At 58.7% G+C, this 15,591-nt stretch carries 15 protein-coding genes; 3 read left to right on the forward strand and 12 right to left on the reverse strand.

The annotated features are described in order from the left end of the window. Positions 1 to 21: 21 nt before the first annotated feature. Both BW956_RS17595 and BW956_RS17600 read left to right on the forward strand, forming a co-directional pair. Entirely contained in the window at positions 22 to 594 is a 573-nt protein-coding gene (locus tag BW956_RS17595; RefSeq protein WP_076464845.1) for a TRAP transporter small permease, read from the forward strand. After that, positions 591 to 1,901: a TRAP transporter large permease gene (locus BW956_RS17600; RefSeq protein ID WP_076464847.1), complete on the forward strand. Its 1,311-nt coding sequence runs from the start codon at positions 591 to 593 to the stop codon at positions 1,899 to 1,901. The genes BW956_RS17595 and BW956_RS17600 overlap by 4 nt, the downstream gene beginning before the upstream one ends. Before the next feature lie 77 nt (positions 1,902 to 1,978). Here the strand turns inward: BW956_RS17600 and BW956_RS17605 are convergent, their stop codons facing one another. The 8 genes from BW956_RS17605 to murJ all read right to left on the reverse strand — a co-directional run bounded on the left by BW956_RS17605 (position 1,979) and on the right by murJ (position 11,721). Further along, entirely contained in the window at positions 1,979 to 3,607 is a 1,629-nt protein-coding gene (locus BW956_RS17605) for an NAD+ synthase (protein WP_076464850.1), read from the reverse strand. Positions 3,608 to 3,623: 16 nt separating this feature from the next. Beyond that, a complete protein-coding gene (gene thiO / locus BW956_RS17610; RefSeq protein ID WP_076464853.1) occupies positions 3,624 to 4,730 on the reverse strand; it encodes a glycine oxidase ThiO in 1,107 nt (368 codons plus the stop codon). A 46-nt stretch (positions 4,731 to 4,776) separates the two neighbouring features. Next, a complete protein-coding gene (locus BW956_RS17615) occupies positions 4,777 to 5,316 on the reverse strand; it encodes a GspH/FimT family pseudopilin (protein WP_076464855.1) in 540 nt (179 codons plus the stop codon). An 84-nt stretch (positions 5,317 to 5,400) separates the two neighbouring features. Next, the gene (locus tag BW956_RS17620) at positions 5,401 to 5,835 is read right to left on the reverse strand and encodes an FKBP-type peptidyl-prolyl cis-trans isomerase (protein WP_010321674.1); all 435 of its coding nucleotides are present in this window, start codon (positions 5,833 to 5,835) and stop codon (positions 5,401 to 5,403) included. Positions 5,836 to 5,847: 12 nt separating this feature from the next. Beyond that, positions 5,848 to 6,357, reverse strand: coding sequence for a signal peptidase II (lspA, locus tag BW956_RS17625; protein WP_076464858.1), 510 nt, complete (start codon positions 6,355 to 6,357; stop codon positions 5,848 to 5,850). Beyond that, entirely contained in the window at positions 6,357 to 9,173 is a 2,817-nt protein-coding gene (ileS, locus tag BW956_RS17630; RefSeq protein ID WP_076464861.1) for an isoleucine--tRNA ligase, read from the reverse strand. Before ileS ends, lspA begins: the two co-directional genes overlap by 1 nt. Before the next feature lie 23 nt (positions 9,174 to 9,196). Further along, entirely contained in the window at positions 9,197 to 10,135 is a 939-nt protein-coding gene (gene ribF, locus BW956_RS17635) for a bifunctional riboflavin kinase/FAD synthetase (protein WP_076464864.1), read from the reverse strand. 80 nt (positions 10,136 to 10,215) lie between these two features. Next, complete coding sequence (gene murJ / locus BW956_RS17640) at positions 10,216 to 11,721, reverse strand: murein biosynthesis integral membrane protein MurJ (protein WP_244894391.1); 1,506 nt, start codon at positions 11,719 to 11,721, stop codon at positions 10,216 to 10,218. A gap of 239 nt (positions 11,722 to 11,960) precedes the next feature. On the opposite strand from murJ, the gene rpsT reads away from it, so the two are divergent. Further along, positions 11,961 to 12,224 carry a 30S ribosomal protein S20 gene (rpsT, locus tag BW956_RS17645; protein ID WP_010321679.1) on the forward strand — a complete coding sequence of 88 codons (264 nt, stop codon included), beginning with the start codon at positions 11,961 to 11,963 and terminating at the stop codon, positions 12,222 to 12,224. Between the two features lie 70 nt (positions 12,225 to 12,294). Here rpsT and proB read toward each other — a convergent pair whose 3' ends face one another. The 4 genes from proB to rplU form a co-directional block, all read right to left on the reverse strand. Next, positions 12,295 to 13,419 (reverse strand): glutamate 5-kinase, encoded by a 1,125-nt coding sequence (proB, locus tag BW956_RS17650; protein WP_010321680.1) that lies wholly within the window; start codon positions 13,417 to 13,419, stop codon positions 12,295 to 12,297. A gap of 13 nt (positions 13,420 to 13,432) precedes the next feature. After that, the gene (gene cgtA, locus BW956_RS17655; protein WP_076464870.1) at positions 13,433 to 14,632 is read right to left on the reverse strand and encodes an Obg family GTPase CgtA; all 1,200 of its coding nucleotides are present in this window, start codon (positions 14,630 to 14,632) and stop codon (positions 13,433 to 13,435) included. A gap of 137 nt (positions 14,633 to 14,769) precedes the next feature. Beyond that, positions 14,770 to 15,027 (reverse strand): 50S ribosomal protein L27, encoded by a 258-nt coding sequence (gene rpmA, locus BW956_RS17660; protein ID WP_010321682.1) that lies wholly within the window; start codon positions 15,025 to 15,027, stop codon positions 14,770 to 14,772. Between the two features lie 25 nt (positions 15,028 to 15,052). Continuing rightward, complete coding sequence (gene rplU / locus BW956_RS17665; protein WP_010321683.1) at positions 15,053 to 15,364, reverse strand: 50S ribosomal protein L21; 312 nt, start codon at positions 15,362 to 15,364, stop codon at positions 15,053 to 15,055. Between the last annotated feature and the right edge of the window lie 227 nt (positions 15,365 to 15,591).

Consider the following 15,591-nt stretch of genomic DNA (forward strand, 5'->3'; position numbering starts at 1 on the left):
CTCTTCGGGAGGCTACCCCCCATGCAACAATCTTCATCTGCCATGACGGCATCCGCCGATGTGGAGGTGGTGTCGGTCAAACTCAACACCTTCACCCACCTGCTGCTGAGCAGCTATAAATTCCTCATGTTCCTGGCCGGCTTAGGGCTGGCGGGCCTGATGTTTGCTCAGGTCATCATGCGTTACTTCCTGGACTCACCCTTTGCCGGTATTGAAGAACTGGCGATACTGCTGGGCGTCTGGGTCTATTTTCTGGGGATGGGCTATGCCAGCCTGACCCGTGAACATATCTCCGGTGGCATCGTCTCGCTGCTGGTGAAAGATCCCTGGAAGCTTAAGCTGATCGAGCTGGCCAGTTTGATCGTTTGCCTGATTGCTGCACTAATTTTTGGCTACTTTGCCTGCAAGTACGCATTTTTCGTGATTGAAAAAGGACGCAGCAGTATCTATCTGCGCTGGCCGAAAGGCTTCTGGAGCGCCAGCATGATTGTTGGCTTCAGCATGATGACCATCTGCTTCCTGACTCAGGCCGTCCGCACATGGCGTGAATTGCGTCACCTGGACCACCAAGCTTCGGGAGGTCCCAAAGGATGACTCTGTTCCTGATTGCCATGGCCGTGATTGTGGTGCTGCTGCTGGCCCAAGTACCCGTCGCCTTTTCATTTGGCATCGGCGCTCTGCTGTTTGCCTTCCTCACCGATAACAACATTTCCTTCCTGATTCCCCACGGTTTCAAAACCGCCAGTGGTTTTGCCCTTCTGGCTCTGCCACTGTTTATCTATGCCGGAATCCTGATGGCTGAAGGCGGTATTTCGGAGCGCTTGCTGAACTTCGTCAACTCCATTGTCGGCCGTATCAAGGGCGGCCTGGGTGCTGTCACCGTTCTTACCTGCGCCCTGTTCGGCGCCATCTCCGGCAGCTCATCAGCCGCTATTGCGGCCATTGGCCAGGTGATGATTCCGCGCATGGTTCGAGAAGGCTACCCGGCCGGGCATGCCACGGCACTGGTTGCCTGCTCCTCGGTGCTGGCCCTGATGATTCCGCCCAGTATTCCGATGATCGTTTTTTCCATCACCGGTGGCATTTCTGTCGGTGCGGCGTTCCTGTCAACCATCATCCCGGGCATTCTGCTGACACTGGTGTATTGCGGCCTGAACTTCTGGTTTCTCAAGGACAACGACCAGATCAAGGTCGATGCCCCTCTGCCGCTGGCCGCCGCCACCAAAGGCGTGATGAAATCCGCTGGCAGTGCCGGCTTTGCGCTGCTGATGCCGCTGCTGATTCTAGGCGCCATTTACAGTGGTATTGCCACCCCCACCGAGGCTGCTGCCATCGCGGTGCTCTATGCCATTCCGGTTGGTCTGTTCATCTATCGCGGGCTGACGCTGAAGACCTTTGGCAGTGCCACCATCAAGGCGGTCACCATGACCGGCTCCATTATGGCGGTACTGTTTTTCCTGTTCATCATGAGTCGCACCATGATTCTGGAGCAGGTGCCCAAGGAACTGGCCGAGTCGCTGCTGCAGATCTCCGATAACAAGTACGTCATCCTCTTTCTGATCAACATCATGTTGCTGCTGATCGGCATGATCGTCGATGACATCTCCGGCAGTGTGCTGGCCGCGGTGATTTTCCTGCCGGTGATTCAGCAACTGGGTATAGACCCGATCCATTTTGCCGCTGTAGTGGGTGTAAACCTGGGGCTGGGTAATGTCTCGCCGCCCTGTGCCCCTATGCTCTATATGGCTGGAGGTGTCAGCAAGCTGTCATTGGATCAGTACCTGAAGCCGACCCTGAAGTTCCTGTTGCTGGGCCACCTGCCCATGGTGCTGCTGGTCACGTTTGTACCCCAGCTCAGCCTGCTGCTGCCGGAACTGGTGATGGACTACACCGCGCTCTAACGAGACCGTTCTGGATAACAAAAAACCCGGCTAAATAGCCGGGTTTATTTATTGCAGAGCAGGCAAGCGCCTGGCGGTCAGATACCGGCCTTCCAGCCTGACGTAATCGGATAGCGGCGGTCACGACCAAAGCCACGCTGGGTCACACGCGGGCCGATCGGTGCCTGGCGGCGCTTGTACTCGTTGATATCGACCAATCGCAGCACCCGGTTCACATCGGCGGGTTCAAAGCCCTCGTCGATGATTGCCTGGGCGGAGTAATCGCGCTCCACGTAGAGCTCCAGAATGCGGTCCAGCACATCGTAGTCCGGCAGGCTGTCCTGATCGGTCTGATCCGGCGCCAGCTCGGCAGAAGGCGGACGGTCGATGACGCGCTGCGGAATCACCGGCGACAGCGTATTGCGGTAGCGCGACAGCTGGTACACCAGGGTTTTGGGAATATCCTTGAGCACATCGAAGCCACCGGCCATGTCACCGTACAGGGTGGAATAGCCGACCGCCATTTCGCTCTTGTTGCCGGTTGTCAGCACCAGATAGCCCTTCTTGTTGGAGATCGCCATCAGCAGCACGCCACGGCAGCGTGCCTGCAGGTTCTCTTCGGTGGTATCCGGTGCGTATCCGGCCAGTTGCCCCTGCAGCTGCTGCATGAAGCTGTCGTACAGCGGCTCAATGGAGATCACATCGTAGGCAATACCCAGCGCGCGAGCTTCTGCCTCGGCATCTTCCACACTCATGGAAGAGGTATAACGGAACGGCATCATCACCGCTTCGACACGGTCAGCGCCCAGCGCATCCACCGCCACGGCCACACTCAGTGCCGAGTCGATACCGCCGGACAGGCCCAGTACCACGCCCTTGAAGCCATTCTTGTTTACATAATCACGTACGCCCATCACCAGCGCCTGATACACACTGGCGTCGGCCGTGGGTTCTTCGATGCTGGCTTGCTCAGAGGCCAGCTTGCCGGATGCCGTATCAAAGCTGGCCAGGTAGAGGCCTTCATCACAATGAGCACCGCGGAACAGGGTTTCGCCCTCGGCCGACAGCAGCAGGGAGTTGCCATCAAAGACCAGTTCGTCCTGGGCACCGGTCTGGTTCAGGTACACCACGGGTGCGCCCACCTGCCGGGCACGTTGTGCTACCACTTCGGCACGCTGGGTCGCCTTGCCGATATGATAGGGCGAGGCATTCAGACTCAACACCAGATCCACACCCGCGTCCGCCAGTTGCTCGGTAGGAGCGGAGTGCCAGATATCCTCGCAGATGCTCAGACCGATACGTGCGCCCTGATGCTCAAACACGCAGGGCTGATCGCCGGCGACAAAGTAGCGCTGCTCATCAAACACCTGGTAGTTGGGCAGACACTGCTTGGCATATTCGCAGATCAGCTCACCGTCCCGGATCACGCCGGCCATGTTGTAGAGCGCGCCATCACGGTAGCGCGGATAACCCAGCACCAGCGTTACGCCGCTCACTTCCTGCTTGATACGCTCCAGAGCCTGCTCGATACGCAGTTCCAGGCTGGGACGCAGCAGCAGGTCTTCCGGCGGGTAACCGCTCAGGGCCAGCTCGGGGAAAAGCACGAGATCTGCCTGGTGGCGATCCCGTGCCTCAAGCGCGGTCTCGATAATACGGCCAGTGTTACCGGGGATATCCCCCACCAGCAGGTTCAACTGGGCCATCAGGACCCGTATCGGTGTGCTCATTGATCTCCTGCGTCTCTCAGCATGCGGTTAAACGTCCAGCAGGAGAGTATGCATCAGGATCGACCACGGGTGAACGCCCCAGCAGCAGATCGGCCATCAAGCGCGTCGATGCCGGCGCCAGCACCAGCCCGTTACGGTAGTGGCCGGTGTTCAAATGCAGGCCCTGCCAGCCCGGTACAGCGCCGATAAAGGGGACACCTTCCGGAGAGCCCGGGCGCAATCCGGCCCAGTGATGTTCCACTTCATAATCAGCCAGTTCCGGTACGATACGGGTAGCGGTGTCGAACAGGCTGCGGCTGGCCTCTTCGGTGGTGGATTTGTCGAAACCGACATGTTCCAGCGTACTGCCCACCAGTACACGACCATCATTGCGCGGAATCACATAGCGACCTTCCAGCATCACTACGCGGTCAACCACGCCCGGTGCCGCCTTGAACACCATCATCTGGCCACGCACGGGTTCTACCGGCAGGCCCAGGTTCAGCTGCGCCAGCAGTTCACCACTCCAGGCACCACCGGCCAGAATGGTTTCACCACCCTGGTGCTCGCCACGTGTGGTTTTAACACCCAGCACGCGCTCGCCAAAGAGGCTGAAGCCGGTGACTTCGCTGTCTTCACACAGGGTAATATTGGGGTGTTTGCGCACGCTTTCACGCAATGCCTGACCCAGACGCGGGTTACGGATACTGGCAACTTCCGGCATCCAGATGGCGGACTCGAACCCCGGCGCCAGATGTTCCTCGGTGCGGTAGATAAAGTCGGCGCCAACCTTGGTCAGCGGGCGGTGGTAGCGGCGTGCCCAATCCAGTGCCACCGCTTCTTCTTCCGGCTTCACATCCAGCATCAGCATGCCTTTCTGGCGCAACTCAGGGTCGCAACCGGTTTCGGCCAGCAACTCCTGCGCCAGATGCACGTAACTGCTCTGGGACCAGAGCGCCAGTGAGGTCACGGCGTCCTGGTAGCGCCAGGGGTACAAGGGCGAGACGATCCCGCCACCGGCCCAGGACGCCTCGCGCGCACTGGTACCGCGTTCGATCAGTTTAACCTTGGCGCCACCCTGCGCCAGAAAACGTGCCGTCATCAAACCGATGACGCCAGCCCCTACGATTACATAATCAGACATTTCACCCCCTTTTCGTCTGAAGATAAACATTCACCAGCTTCGCGTACTAGCTGCCTGTTGAAGCAATGCGAATGCGCCCTGGTAGCGATACAACGACAAGATTCGAATATGAACTGCCGGGTGTGGTGATCGTAAACGTGCCATTGGAGCCACCTAGCACAGAGCCATCAGGCTGATACACCAGTGAATCTCCCCGGTTCCAAATTATGCGCACGGGATCATCAAAAGTAGCAACGCGGAGTACAGTTTCCTGAGCACCAACAGTTCTATCCTGATTTAAGTCAATAAATGCTATGGCGCCCTGCCAGCGCTGGTTGCCTATACGGATATCTCCCGAGCATTGCTGCAAATTACCGGTGCGACATAAGGTTACACGGCTGTTACTGCTAATTGCCGTTGACCGTACCAGGTTAAGTAGCGATGTGATTTCATTCTGGGCTGTATCCTGCCGGTTGCTTTCGACAAGTGATATAAAAGAGCCTGGAGCAACGGCAATGACTATTGCCAGAACAGCAACAACTACCATCAACTCTACCAAGCTCAGCCCCTGCTGCCTGGCAGGAGCAAAGAACAAGCAGACGCTCATGATTCATCCCTGTTTCATGAATGGGTGGATTAGTGGTCATTCCTTGACCTCACCCTTAGAGACTGGTCATTTTTTACGCAACCGTCAAGCGGCTTCGACCGCCTTGACGTCTACTTCAAAGATCAGGGTTTTGCCGGCCAGCGGATGGTTGAAGTCCACGGTGACCTTGTCGTCGTTGAAATCGGTGATCATGCCGGGGAGTTCACCACCGGGTTCCTGGAAGGACACCACCAGACCCGGCTCCAGCTCCATATCCTTGAACTGGCTGCGTGGCATGATCTGGATATTGCTCGGATTGTGCATGCCAAAACCGCGCTCGGGTGCGATGGTCAGTTCAACATGCTCACCGGTTTTCAGCCCCAGCAATGCCTGTTCAAAGCCTTCGGGGATGTTGCCATCACCAAATTCAAAACGGGCCGGCTCGGCATCGAAGTTGCTGTCGATGATCTGGCCGTCTTCCAGCTTGATCGCAAAGTTCAGCGTAATGGCCGTGCCCGGCCCGATAGCTACATCTGTCATCTATCTGTATACCTAGTCTTTTGAGGAGCCTGTACCGGGCCGGAACATGTCCAGCAGCAGCAACAGGGTGCCAAGGGTAATGGCACTGTCCGCAATATTGAATGCCGGGAAGTAGTACCCACCCCAGTGCAGGGAGATGAAATCCACCACATACCCATGCACGGTACGATCAAACAGGTTGCCCAGAGCACCGCCCAGCACCAGTGCCAGGCCAATTCCCAAAGCTTTCTGCGCCCTGGGTGTGCGCCACATCCAGTGCAGCAGGAACAGGCTCATGCCCACCGCGATGGCGACAAACAGCCAGCGTTGCCAGCCATCATGTGAGGCCAGGAAGCTGAAGGCAGCACCTGTGTTATAGAGCAGGGTCAGATCAAATACCGGCAGCAGGGGCACCGGGTCAGCGTAGGTCAGCAGGGTGTCGGCCAGGAACTTGGTTCCCAGGTCCAGCACCAGTACCACCAGAGTCAGCCAGAGCCAGCGCAGGGCGCTGGCTCCAGTCGTGGGGGAAGTGGCGATTGTCATCAGGCAAATTCGCGCTGTTCGCCCTCACCTTCCACATTGGTGACACAGCGGCCGCACAGTTCTTCGTGCTCGCTGTGGCTGCCCACATCTTCGCGGTGGTGCCAGCAACGGCCACACTTGGCGTGTTCAGAGGCAACAACCGCCACCTTCAGGCCTTCCACGTCAGTGGCACGGGCATCGCCAGCCTCGGACAGCGGCTTCAGGTTGGCTTCAGAGGTGATCAGCACGAAGCGCAATTCGTCACCCAGACGTGCCAGATCGGCGTGCAGGTCAGCGTCCACATACAGTGTTGCTTCTGCCGCCAGGGAGGCTTTCACCAGTTTTTCGTTACGGGCATCTTCCAGACACTTGTTGACCGCGCCTTTAACCGCCATCACACGCTGCCAGAAGTCGCTGCCGAACGGCTCGTCTTCAGCCAGTTCGAACAGATCCTCGTACCAGGTGGTCAGCAGGATGGAGTCACGGTGCTCGCCCGGCAGTGCCGCGTAGATCTCTTCAGCGGTGAAGCTGAGGATCGGCGCAACCCAGCGCACCAGCGCCTGAGCGATGTGGAACAGTGCGGTCTGGCAGGAACGACGCGCCAGCGAGTCCGGCTTGGTGGTGTACTGACGGTCCTTGATGATATCCAGGTAGAAACCACCCAGCTCCTGCACGCAGAAGTGGTGAACCTGCTGGTACACATCGAGGAAACGGTAGCTGTCGTAGGCCGCAACGACTTTCTTCTGCAGCTGGGCTGCTGCATCCACCGCCCAGCGGTCCAGCGCCAGCATGTCTGCAGCATCGACCATGTGCTCAGCCGGATCAAACCCGTTCAGGTTGGCCAGCAGGAAGCGGGAGGTGTTACGGATACGACGGTAGCTGTCGGCTGTACGCTGCAGGATCTGCTTGGACACGGCCATCTCGCCAGAGTAATCGGTCGATGCCACCCACAGGCGCAGGATGTCGGCACCCAGGCTGTCGGTCACTTCCTGAGGCGCGATCACGTTGCCCAGCGACTTGGACATTTTGTAGCCCTTCTCGTCCACGGTGAAGCCGTGGGTCAGCACCTGCTTGTACGGCGCACAGCCATTGATGGCGATGGACGTTTTCAGAGAGGACTGGAACCAGCCGCGGTGCTGGTCGGAACCTTCCAGGTACATGTCCGCCGGGAAGCTCAGGCCTTCGCGCTGACGCAGAACGGCATGATGAGTCACACCGGAGTCGAACCAGACGTCCAGGGTATCGGTGACCTTGTCGTATTCACCGGCTTCGACACCCAGCAATTCAGCTGCATCCAGCTCGAACCAGGCATCGATGCCGCCTTCTTCGATCTTCTCGGCCACCTGTTCGATCAGGGCCGCGGTATTCGGGTGCAGTTCACCGGTCTGCTTGTGGGTGAACACGGTGATCGGCACACCCCAGGTACGCTGACGGGAAACACACCAGTCCGGGCTCTGATCAACCATGGACTCGATACGGTTCTGGCCCCACTCGGGGAACCACTGCACGCCCTTGATGGCATCCATTGCCGAGCTCTTCAGCCCCTTGGCTTCCATGGACACGAACCACTGCGGCGTGGCGCGGTAGATCAGCGGAGTCTTGGTGCGCCAGCAGTGCGGGTAGCTGTGCTGGAAACGCTTCAGGTGAACCAGTTTGCCTTCACGTTCCAGTGCTTCGCACACAGGGCCGTCAGCCTTGTACACGTGGACACCGGCAAACTCGCCTGCCGCATCGGTGTAGGTACCGTTGGCCTGCACCAGGTTCAGGGTGCTCAGACCATATTCCTGACCCACCACAAAGTCTTCCATACCGTGATCGGGCGCCGTGTGTACGGCACCGGTACCGGCGTCGGTAGTGACGTGATCACCCAGGATCAGGGGCACCTGCTTGTCGTAGACCGGGTGCTTGAGCTGCAGCAGTTCCAGCGCGCTGCCGTTGCAGGTCGCCAGTACGTCGTACTTGTCCACACCCCAGCGCGCCATGATGTCGTCGACCATTTCAGCGGCCAGCACCATGCGGTCAACGCCCTGCTCGGTGTGGGCTTCAACCAGCGCGTAGTCCAGCTCGCCATTCAGGGAGACAGCCTGGTTGGCCGGAATGGTCCAGGGAGTGGTGGTCCAGATCACAACGGAGACCGGCGCTTCACCGGCAGCCGTGTCGAACAGTGCCAGTACCTTGTCCTGATCGACAAAGGTGAAACGCACGTCGATGGCGGTGGAGGTCTTGTCCTGATATTCCACTTCGGCTTCTGCCAGCGCAGACTGACCGACCACGCTCCAGTACACCGGCTTGTAGCCCTTCACCAGGTGACCATTCTCGATGATCTTGCCCAGTGCACGGACGATGTTGGCTTCGGTGTCGAAGTTCATGGTCAGGTAGGGATTGTCCCAGTCACCCTGGATACCCAGACGGATGAAGTCGGCTTTCTGACCGGCCACCTGCTCGGCGGCGTACTCACGGCACTTCTGACGGAATTCACGGTAAGGCACCTTGTCACCGGCCTTGCCGATCAGGGTCTCGACCTTGTGCTCGATGGGCAGACCATGACAGTCCCAGCCCGGCACGTAGGGCGCATCAAAGCCGCTCAGGGTCTTGGATTTGATGATCATGTCCTTGATCACCTTGTTCACCGCATGACCGATATGAATATTGCCGTTGGCGTAGGGAGGGCCGTCGTGCAGGATGAAGCTCTTGCGCCCCTTGCCCTCAGCACGCAGCTGGCCGTAGAGGTCGATCTTGTCCCAGTGCTCCAGCCAGCCCGGCTCACGCTTGGGCAGGTTGCCGCGCATCGGGAAGGCCGTTTCCGGCAGGTTCAGTGTGGCTTTGTAATCGGTCATAACAGGTCGCTTCCTGAGGTCAGTCAGTCTCGAGCCGCCTGGTCAAACCAGGCACGGACATGGTCAATATCGGTTTCGATCTGGGTCTTGAGCGCGTCGATGCCGTCGAAGGCGCGCTCGTCCCGGATGAAGTGGAGAAACTCGACCCGCATCAGGCGGCCATAGATCTCCTCTCCGCTGTAATTCAACAAATGGACTTCCAGCACCGGCTGGCGGCCATTTACCGTGGGCCGCATCCCCACGTTACACACACCTTGAAGTCGCTCGCCACCCAGCAGGGCATGGACGGCAAAGACGCCGCGCAGGGGGCAAGGATAACGGTGCATGCGCACATTGGCCGTCGGCACGCCCAGCTGGCGCCCCAGTTTCTGGCCGTGCATGACGCGGCCGGTGACGGCATAACGCCAACCCAGCAGACGCTCGGCCAGAGCAAAGTCCTTGTTCAGCAGCGCCTGACGAATCCGGGTACTGCTGACACGGTCGCCGTCCAGCATGAAGGTCGCGGTATGTTCGACACTGAAGCCGTGGCGTTTGCCGGCTTCGATCAGCATGTTGAAATCGCCCTTGCGATCACAGCCAAAACGGAAGTCGTCGCCAACCACGAAATGCTGGACCGCCAGGCCTTTCAGCAGCAACTCATCGACAAATTCAGCTGCCGACATCTGGCGCAGGCGGGCATTGAATGTCAGGCACAGGACACGATCCACCCCTTCGGCGGCGAGCAGGCGTACCTTCTCGTCAAAACGCGTCAGGCGCGGCGGCACGCTGTCACCACCAAAGAACTCCCTTGGCTGGGGTTCAAAGATGATCGCAACACTGGGCAATCCCAGTGCAGCCGCCTTCGCTTTCACCTGCGCCAACACCTTGCGGTGGCCCAGATGTACGCCATCGAAGTTGCCGATCGTCGCTACGCAGCCACGGTGTCGGTCACGCAGATTATGTAAGCCTCGTATCAGTTCCATGCAGTTGCTGAACCAGCGCCAGAATGTGGACTGCGAAGTATACCGTACTCAGCCTGTCACGAGTACCGCTCAGAAAGTGCTCAACCGCGCAAATGACGTGGCCGCAACCCCAGCAACAGCTGCATCAGCACATAGGAGCCGCCACCGGCTACAACCAGCAGCGCCATCCACTGCACTCGCACCCAGAGCCCCGCCTGCAGCCAGTCATCCAACTGGGACTGAATGGCCAACAGAACCGCTACCATCGCACCAGCCGACGCCGACAGACGCACCAGTGTCATGCCCCAGCCCGGCTGCCAACGGAACACGCCTTCGCGAATCAATCCGTGCAGCAACCAGCCGGCATTCATGAACGCCGACAGCGAGGTCGCCAGCGCCAGCCCGGCATGAGCCAGCGGCCAGATCAGAATAAGGTTGAACACCATATTGGCCAACATCGCCTTGACGGCAATTCTCACCGGCGTTTTGGTGTCCTGACGCGAGAAGTATCCCGGCGCCAGCACCTTGATCAGCATGAACGCGAGCAGGCCAAAGGCATAGGCACGCAGACTCAACGCCGCCATCTGCACATCGAAGTCGGTCATCTCGCCGTAGTGGAACAGGGTCGCAATCAAGGGCTCCGCCAGTACCGCCAGCGCCAGCGCCGCCGGCAGACCGATCAGCAGCACCATGCGCATGGCCCAGTCCAGCGTACGGGCAAAGCGCTCCGGGTCCTTGCCGGCATGATTACGCGACAGGCTGGGCAGGATCACCGTGGCGATGGCAATCCCGAATACCCCCAGTGGCAACTCGGACAACCGGTCTGAGTAGTACAGCCAGGACACACTGCCGGTCTGCAGGAAGGAGGCCAACACCGTATCCAGCAACAGGTTGATCTGCGCCACCGACACACCGAACAACGCCGGTAGCATCAGCTTGAGAATGCGGCGCACACCCTCGTCCTTGAATCCGGATTTGGGGATTGGCATCAGTTTCATGCGCGCCAGAAACGGCAACTGGAACAGCAGCTGTACCGTACCGGCCATCAATACCCCCCAGGCCAGCGCCATGATCGGCGTTTCCAGCAGCGGACTGAGCAGCACCGCGGAGCCGATCAGACAGAGGTTGAGCAATACCGGCGTAAAGGCAGGAACGGCAAAGCGGCCGTAGCTGTTGAGAATGGCGCCACAAAAGGCCGTCAGTGAGATCAACAACAGATAGGGGAAGGTGATTCGCAGCATGTCCGACGCCAGCGCGAACTTCTCACTGTCTTGCATGTAGAAGCCGGGCGCAAACAGCGCCGCCAGCACCGGCGCACCCAATACGGCTATCAGGGTAATCAGAATGAGCACTGAGCCCAACGCACCGGACACCCGGTGCACCAGCTCCTGCACGGCCGCCAGATCCCGCTGGGTGCGATACTCGGACAACACCGGCACAAACGCCTGCGAGAACGCACCCTCGGCAAAGAGGCGGCGAAGGAAGTTGGGAATCTTGAAGGCGACAAAGAAGGCGTCGGCACTGCCACTGGCACCAAAGTAGCCGGCAATAACCACATCGCGCACCAGCCCCAGCACTCGCGATATCAGGGTCATGATGCCAACCATCGCGCTGGAACGGAGCAGACCGCCCCCTTCCGTTTTTTGCTCGTCCGCCACTAGGCCTCCCCGACCGCCTTCCGTAAAATGAGCGCAGATCATATCCCTGTTTACTAAACAGACAAAACTCCGCGTGATAACTGGTCATTTAGTTGACATTCTGGCGTCTGGCATGAATAATGTCGCGTCTAATTTTTCGGCACTCCATCGCCGTTTTTGATCAACTAATTACCTAAAGGAGCCGGATCGTGGCTAATTCCGCAGGATCCAAAAAACGCGCTCGTCAGGCGGAGAAGCGTCGTCAGCACAACGCTAGCCTGCGCTCCATGGCGCGCACGTACATGAAAAAAGTTTTCGCTGCTATCGATAGCGGTGACCAGGCTGCAGCTCAGGAAGCATTCAAGGCCGCTCAGCCGGTACTGGATAGCTCTGTGAACAAAGGCATCTTCCACAAGAACAAGATCGCCCGCACCAAGAGCCGTCTGAACGCCCGCATCAAAGCGATGGCATAAGCCGCTCAGGCAAGCATAAAAAAACCGGCATCTGCCGGTTTTTTTGTGTCTGTCGTTTGCCGAGGGCGAATCAGGCCAGGATAAGATTATCCCGGTGCACCAACTCTTCCTCTCCCATAAAGCCCAACTGTTCTTCAATCACGCTACTGGGGCGACCTATGATTTTATCGGCGTCCACGGCACCATAGTTGGCCAGACCACGGGCTATCACACGCCCGGATTCATCCATCATGATCACCATCTCGCCACGGGAGAAGTCACCGCTGACCGAACGCACACCCGCGGGCAACAGGCTCTTGCCACCTTCCACCAGTGCTTTAACTGCACCGGCATCCAGCACCAGCGTGCCACGTGCCTGCAAATGACCGGCAATCCACTGCTTGCGTGCCGCCATGGGCTCACGCTCAGGTAACAACAGGGTGCCGACCTGCTCGGCTGAATGCAGCTTCAGCAGCACATCCGGCTCACGCCCACTGGCAATCACCGTGACCGCACCTGAGCGCGCCGCCAGTTTGGCCGCCCGCACCTTGGTCGCCATACCGCCACGCCCCAGCTTGCCACCACCACCGGCCATGGCATCCAGACGCTCTTCGCCCGCCATGGCTTCGGTGATCAATTCAGCATCAGGGTTATTGCGTGGGTCGGCCGTGTAGAGGCCGTTCTGGTCGGTCAGCAGAATCAGCGCATCCGCTTCCACCGCGTTGGCGACCAGCGCACCCAGGGTGTCATTGTCACCGAAACGGATTTCACTGGTGACCACGGTGTCATTCTCGTTGACCACCGCCACCACACCCATTTCGATCAGGGTACGCAGGGTTGAACGCGCATTGAGATAACGCTTGCGGTTGGACATGTCGTCATGGGTCAACAGCACCTGAGCGGTGTGCATGCCATGACGACGGAAGTTGGCTTCATAGGCCTGTACCAGCCCCATCTGACCGACAGCGGCGGCGGCCTGCAGGCGGTAGATCTCACGCGGTCGCTCGGACCAGCCCAGCCGGGTCATGCCCTCGGCCACTGAACCCGAGGAGACGAGGATCACCTCGACCCCGCGACGGGTCAGCTCCACCAGCTGGTCAACCCAGCCGGCAATTGCGTTCTGGTCGAGCCCCTGACCATCATTGGTCAACAGCGCACTACCAATCTTCACCACCCAGCGCCCAGGCTGGGCCAAGCCCTTGCGTCCCGCTGTCACTTGTCACACTCCGTCAGCGCACATACTCCACTTCGATGTCGTAATCATCGTCATCGAAGTCATCATCATCCAGATCATCTTCCGCTTCGCGTCGCGCGCGCATTTCCGCTTTCAGACGACGCAGGTTCTCACGCGCCTCTTCATCGATAATGGCACGGATACGACGCTCTTCTTCCAGCAGCTCCGGTTCTTCCGCCACCGCTTCGGCACGGGCATCCAGATACTCCTGAAGATCGTGTACCAGCGGCGTCAAACCGCTCTTGTTCAGCGCCGAGATACGATACAGCGGGCCTTCCCAGCCCAGTGCATCAATCACGGCCTGACAGGCCTCTTCCTGCTCCTCTTCCGGCAGCAGGTCCAGCTTGTTGAGCAGCAACCAGCGCGGCTGCTCGGCCAGCGTAGGGCTGAATTTTTCCAGCTCTCGCACAGCCGTCAGCGCGGCTTCCGCCGGGGTTTTCTCGTCCCAGGGCGCCATGTCTACCAGGTGCAGCAACACGCGGTTACGGGCCAGATGCTTGAGGAAGCGAATGCCCAAACCGGCACCCTCGGCCGCGCCTTCAATGATGCCCGGAATATCAGCCACCACGAAGCTGCGGTGCGCTTCGGTACGTACAACACCCAGGTTAGGAACCAGCGTGGTGAACGGGTAGTCCGCCACTTTCGGACGTGCAGCCGAGATGGAACGGATCAGGGTCGACTTGCCCGCATTGGGAAGGCCCAGCAAACCGACATCCGCCAGTACCTTCAGCTCAAGACGCAGCTGACGCAATTCACCTTCACTGCCTTTGGTGGTCTGGCGCGGGGTACGGTTCACACTGCTCTTGAAGCGCGTGTTACCCAGACCATGCCAGCCACCCTGGGCGATCTTCTCGCGCTGACCCACGTGAGTGAGGTCTGCCAACACCTCGTTGGTATCCACGTCGACGACAGTGGTACCCACCGGCAGTTTCAGCACCAGATCTTCACCCTTGGAACCGGTACAGTTGCGCCCACTGCCCGCTTCACCGCTTTCCGCCTTAAAGCGACGGGTAAAGCGATAATCGATCAGCGTGTTAAGCGACTCATCCGCTTCTACAAATACAGAACCGCCATCACCACCATCGCCACCGTCCGGGCCGCCTTTGGGGATGTATTTCTCGCGCCGGAAGCTAAGGCACCCGTTGCCCCCCTTGCCGGCTTCCACCGTAATGGTTGCCTCATCGACAAATTTCATCGCTACCTCCAACACTTAAAATACATAACCCCTGGCACAGTATACCTCGGGGGAGCGAACCCGGCGTCAACGACACTGGGCTCATAACGAAAAAAGCTCCGCCTGGGCGGAGCTTTTTGATACAGCGTGCAAATGCCTTAGGCAGGTACGACGCTGATGAATTTACGGTTGTGAGGACCTTTGGTCTCGAACTTGACCACGCCATCCGCTTTAGCGAACAGAGTGTGATCTTTACCCAGACCTACGTTCTCACCAGCGTGGAACTTGGTGCCACGCTGACGCATCAGGATGTTGCCAGCGGTAACAGCCTGACCACCAAAACGCTTAACGCCGAGGCGTTTCGATTCTGAGTCGCGTCCGTTACGCGTTGAACCACCAGCCTTCTTATGAGCCATTCTTCTATCTCCTAAGTTCGGTTAATCAGGCACTGATACCAGTGATTTTCACTTCAGTGAACCACTGACGGTGACCCTGACGCTTCATGTGGTGCTTACGACGACGGAACTTGATGATGTTGACCTTTTCGCCGCGGCCGTGACCAACAACTTCTGCAGCCACTTTGGCACCATCTACAACCGGCGCACCAACTTTGATGTCGTCGCCATTGCCGACCAGCAGCACACGATCGAATTCAATGCTGGAACCAGCGTCAGCAGTCAGTTTCTCCAGTTTCAGAGTCTGACCTTCCTGCACACGGTACTGCTTACCGCCGCTTACGATTACTGCGAACATGCTTTTCTCCAAGATTTAACCTGCCCGGCTACTGGATACGAAACCTACTTCTAATGGCCGAAACCGCGGTGGATTCTGGCACCCTATGGTAGGGAGCGTCGATGGACAGGTTTAAGGCGCGAAATTGTACTGCAAACGCCACCTCCCCGCAACCGGCCAGGTGACTTTATCCTGCCGTAATAACGGGCCTTCCACGGGGCTGACTTGACACCCCAGACCCTGCCGCC

Origin of the sequence: Marinobacterium stanieri, assembly GCF_900155945.1 — a bacterium.
Lineage (GTDB): Bacteria > Pseudomonadota > Gammaproteobacteria > Pseudomonadales > Balneatricaceae > Marinobacterium > Marinobacterium stanieri.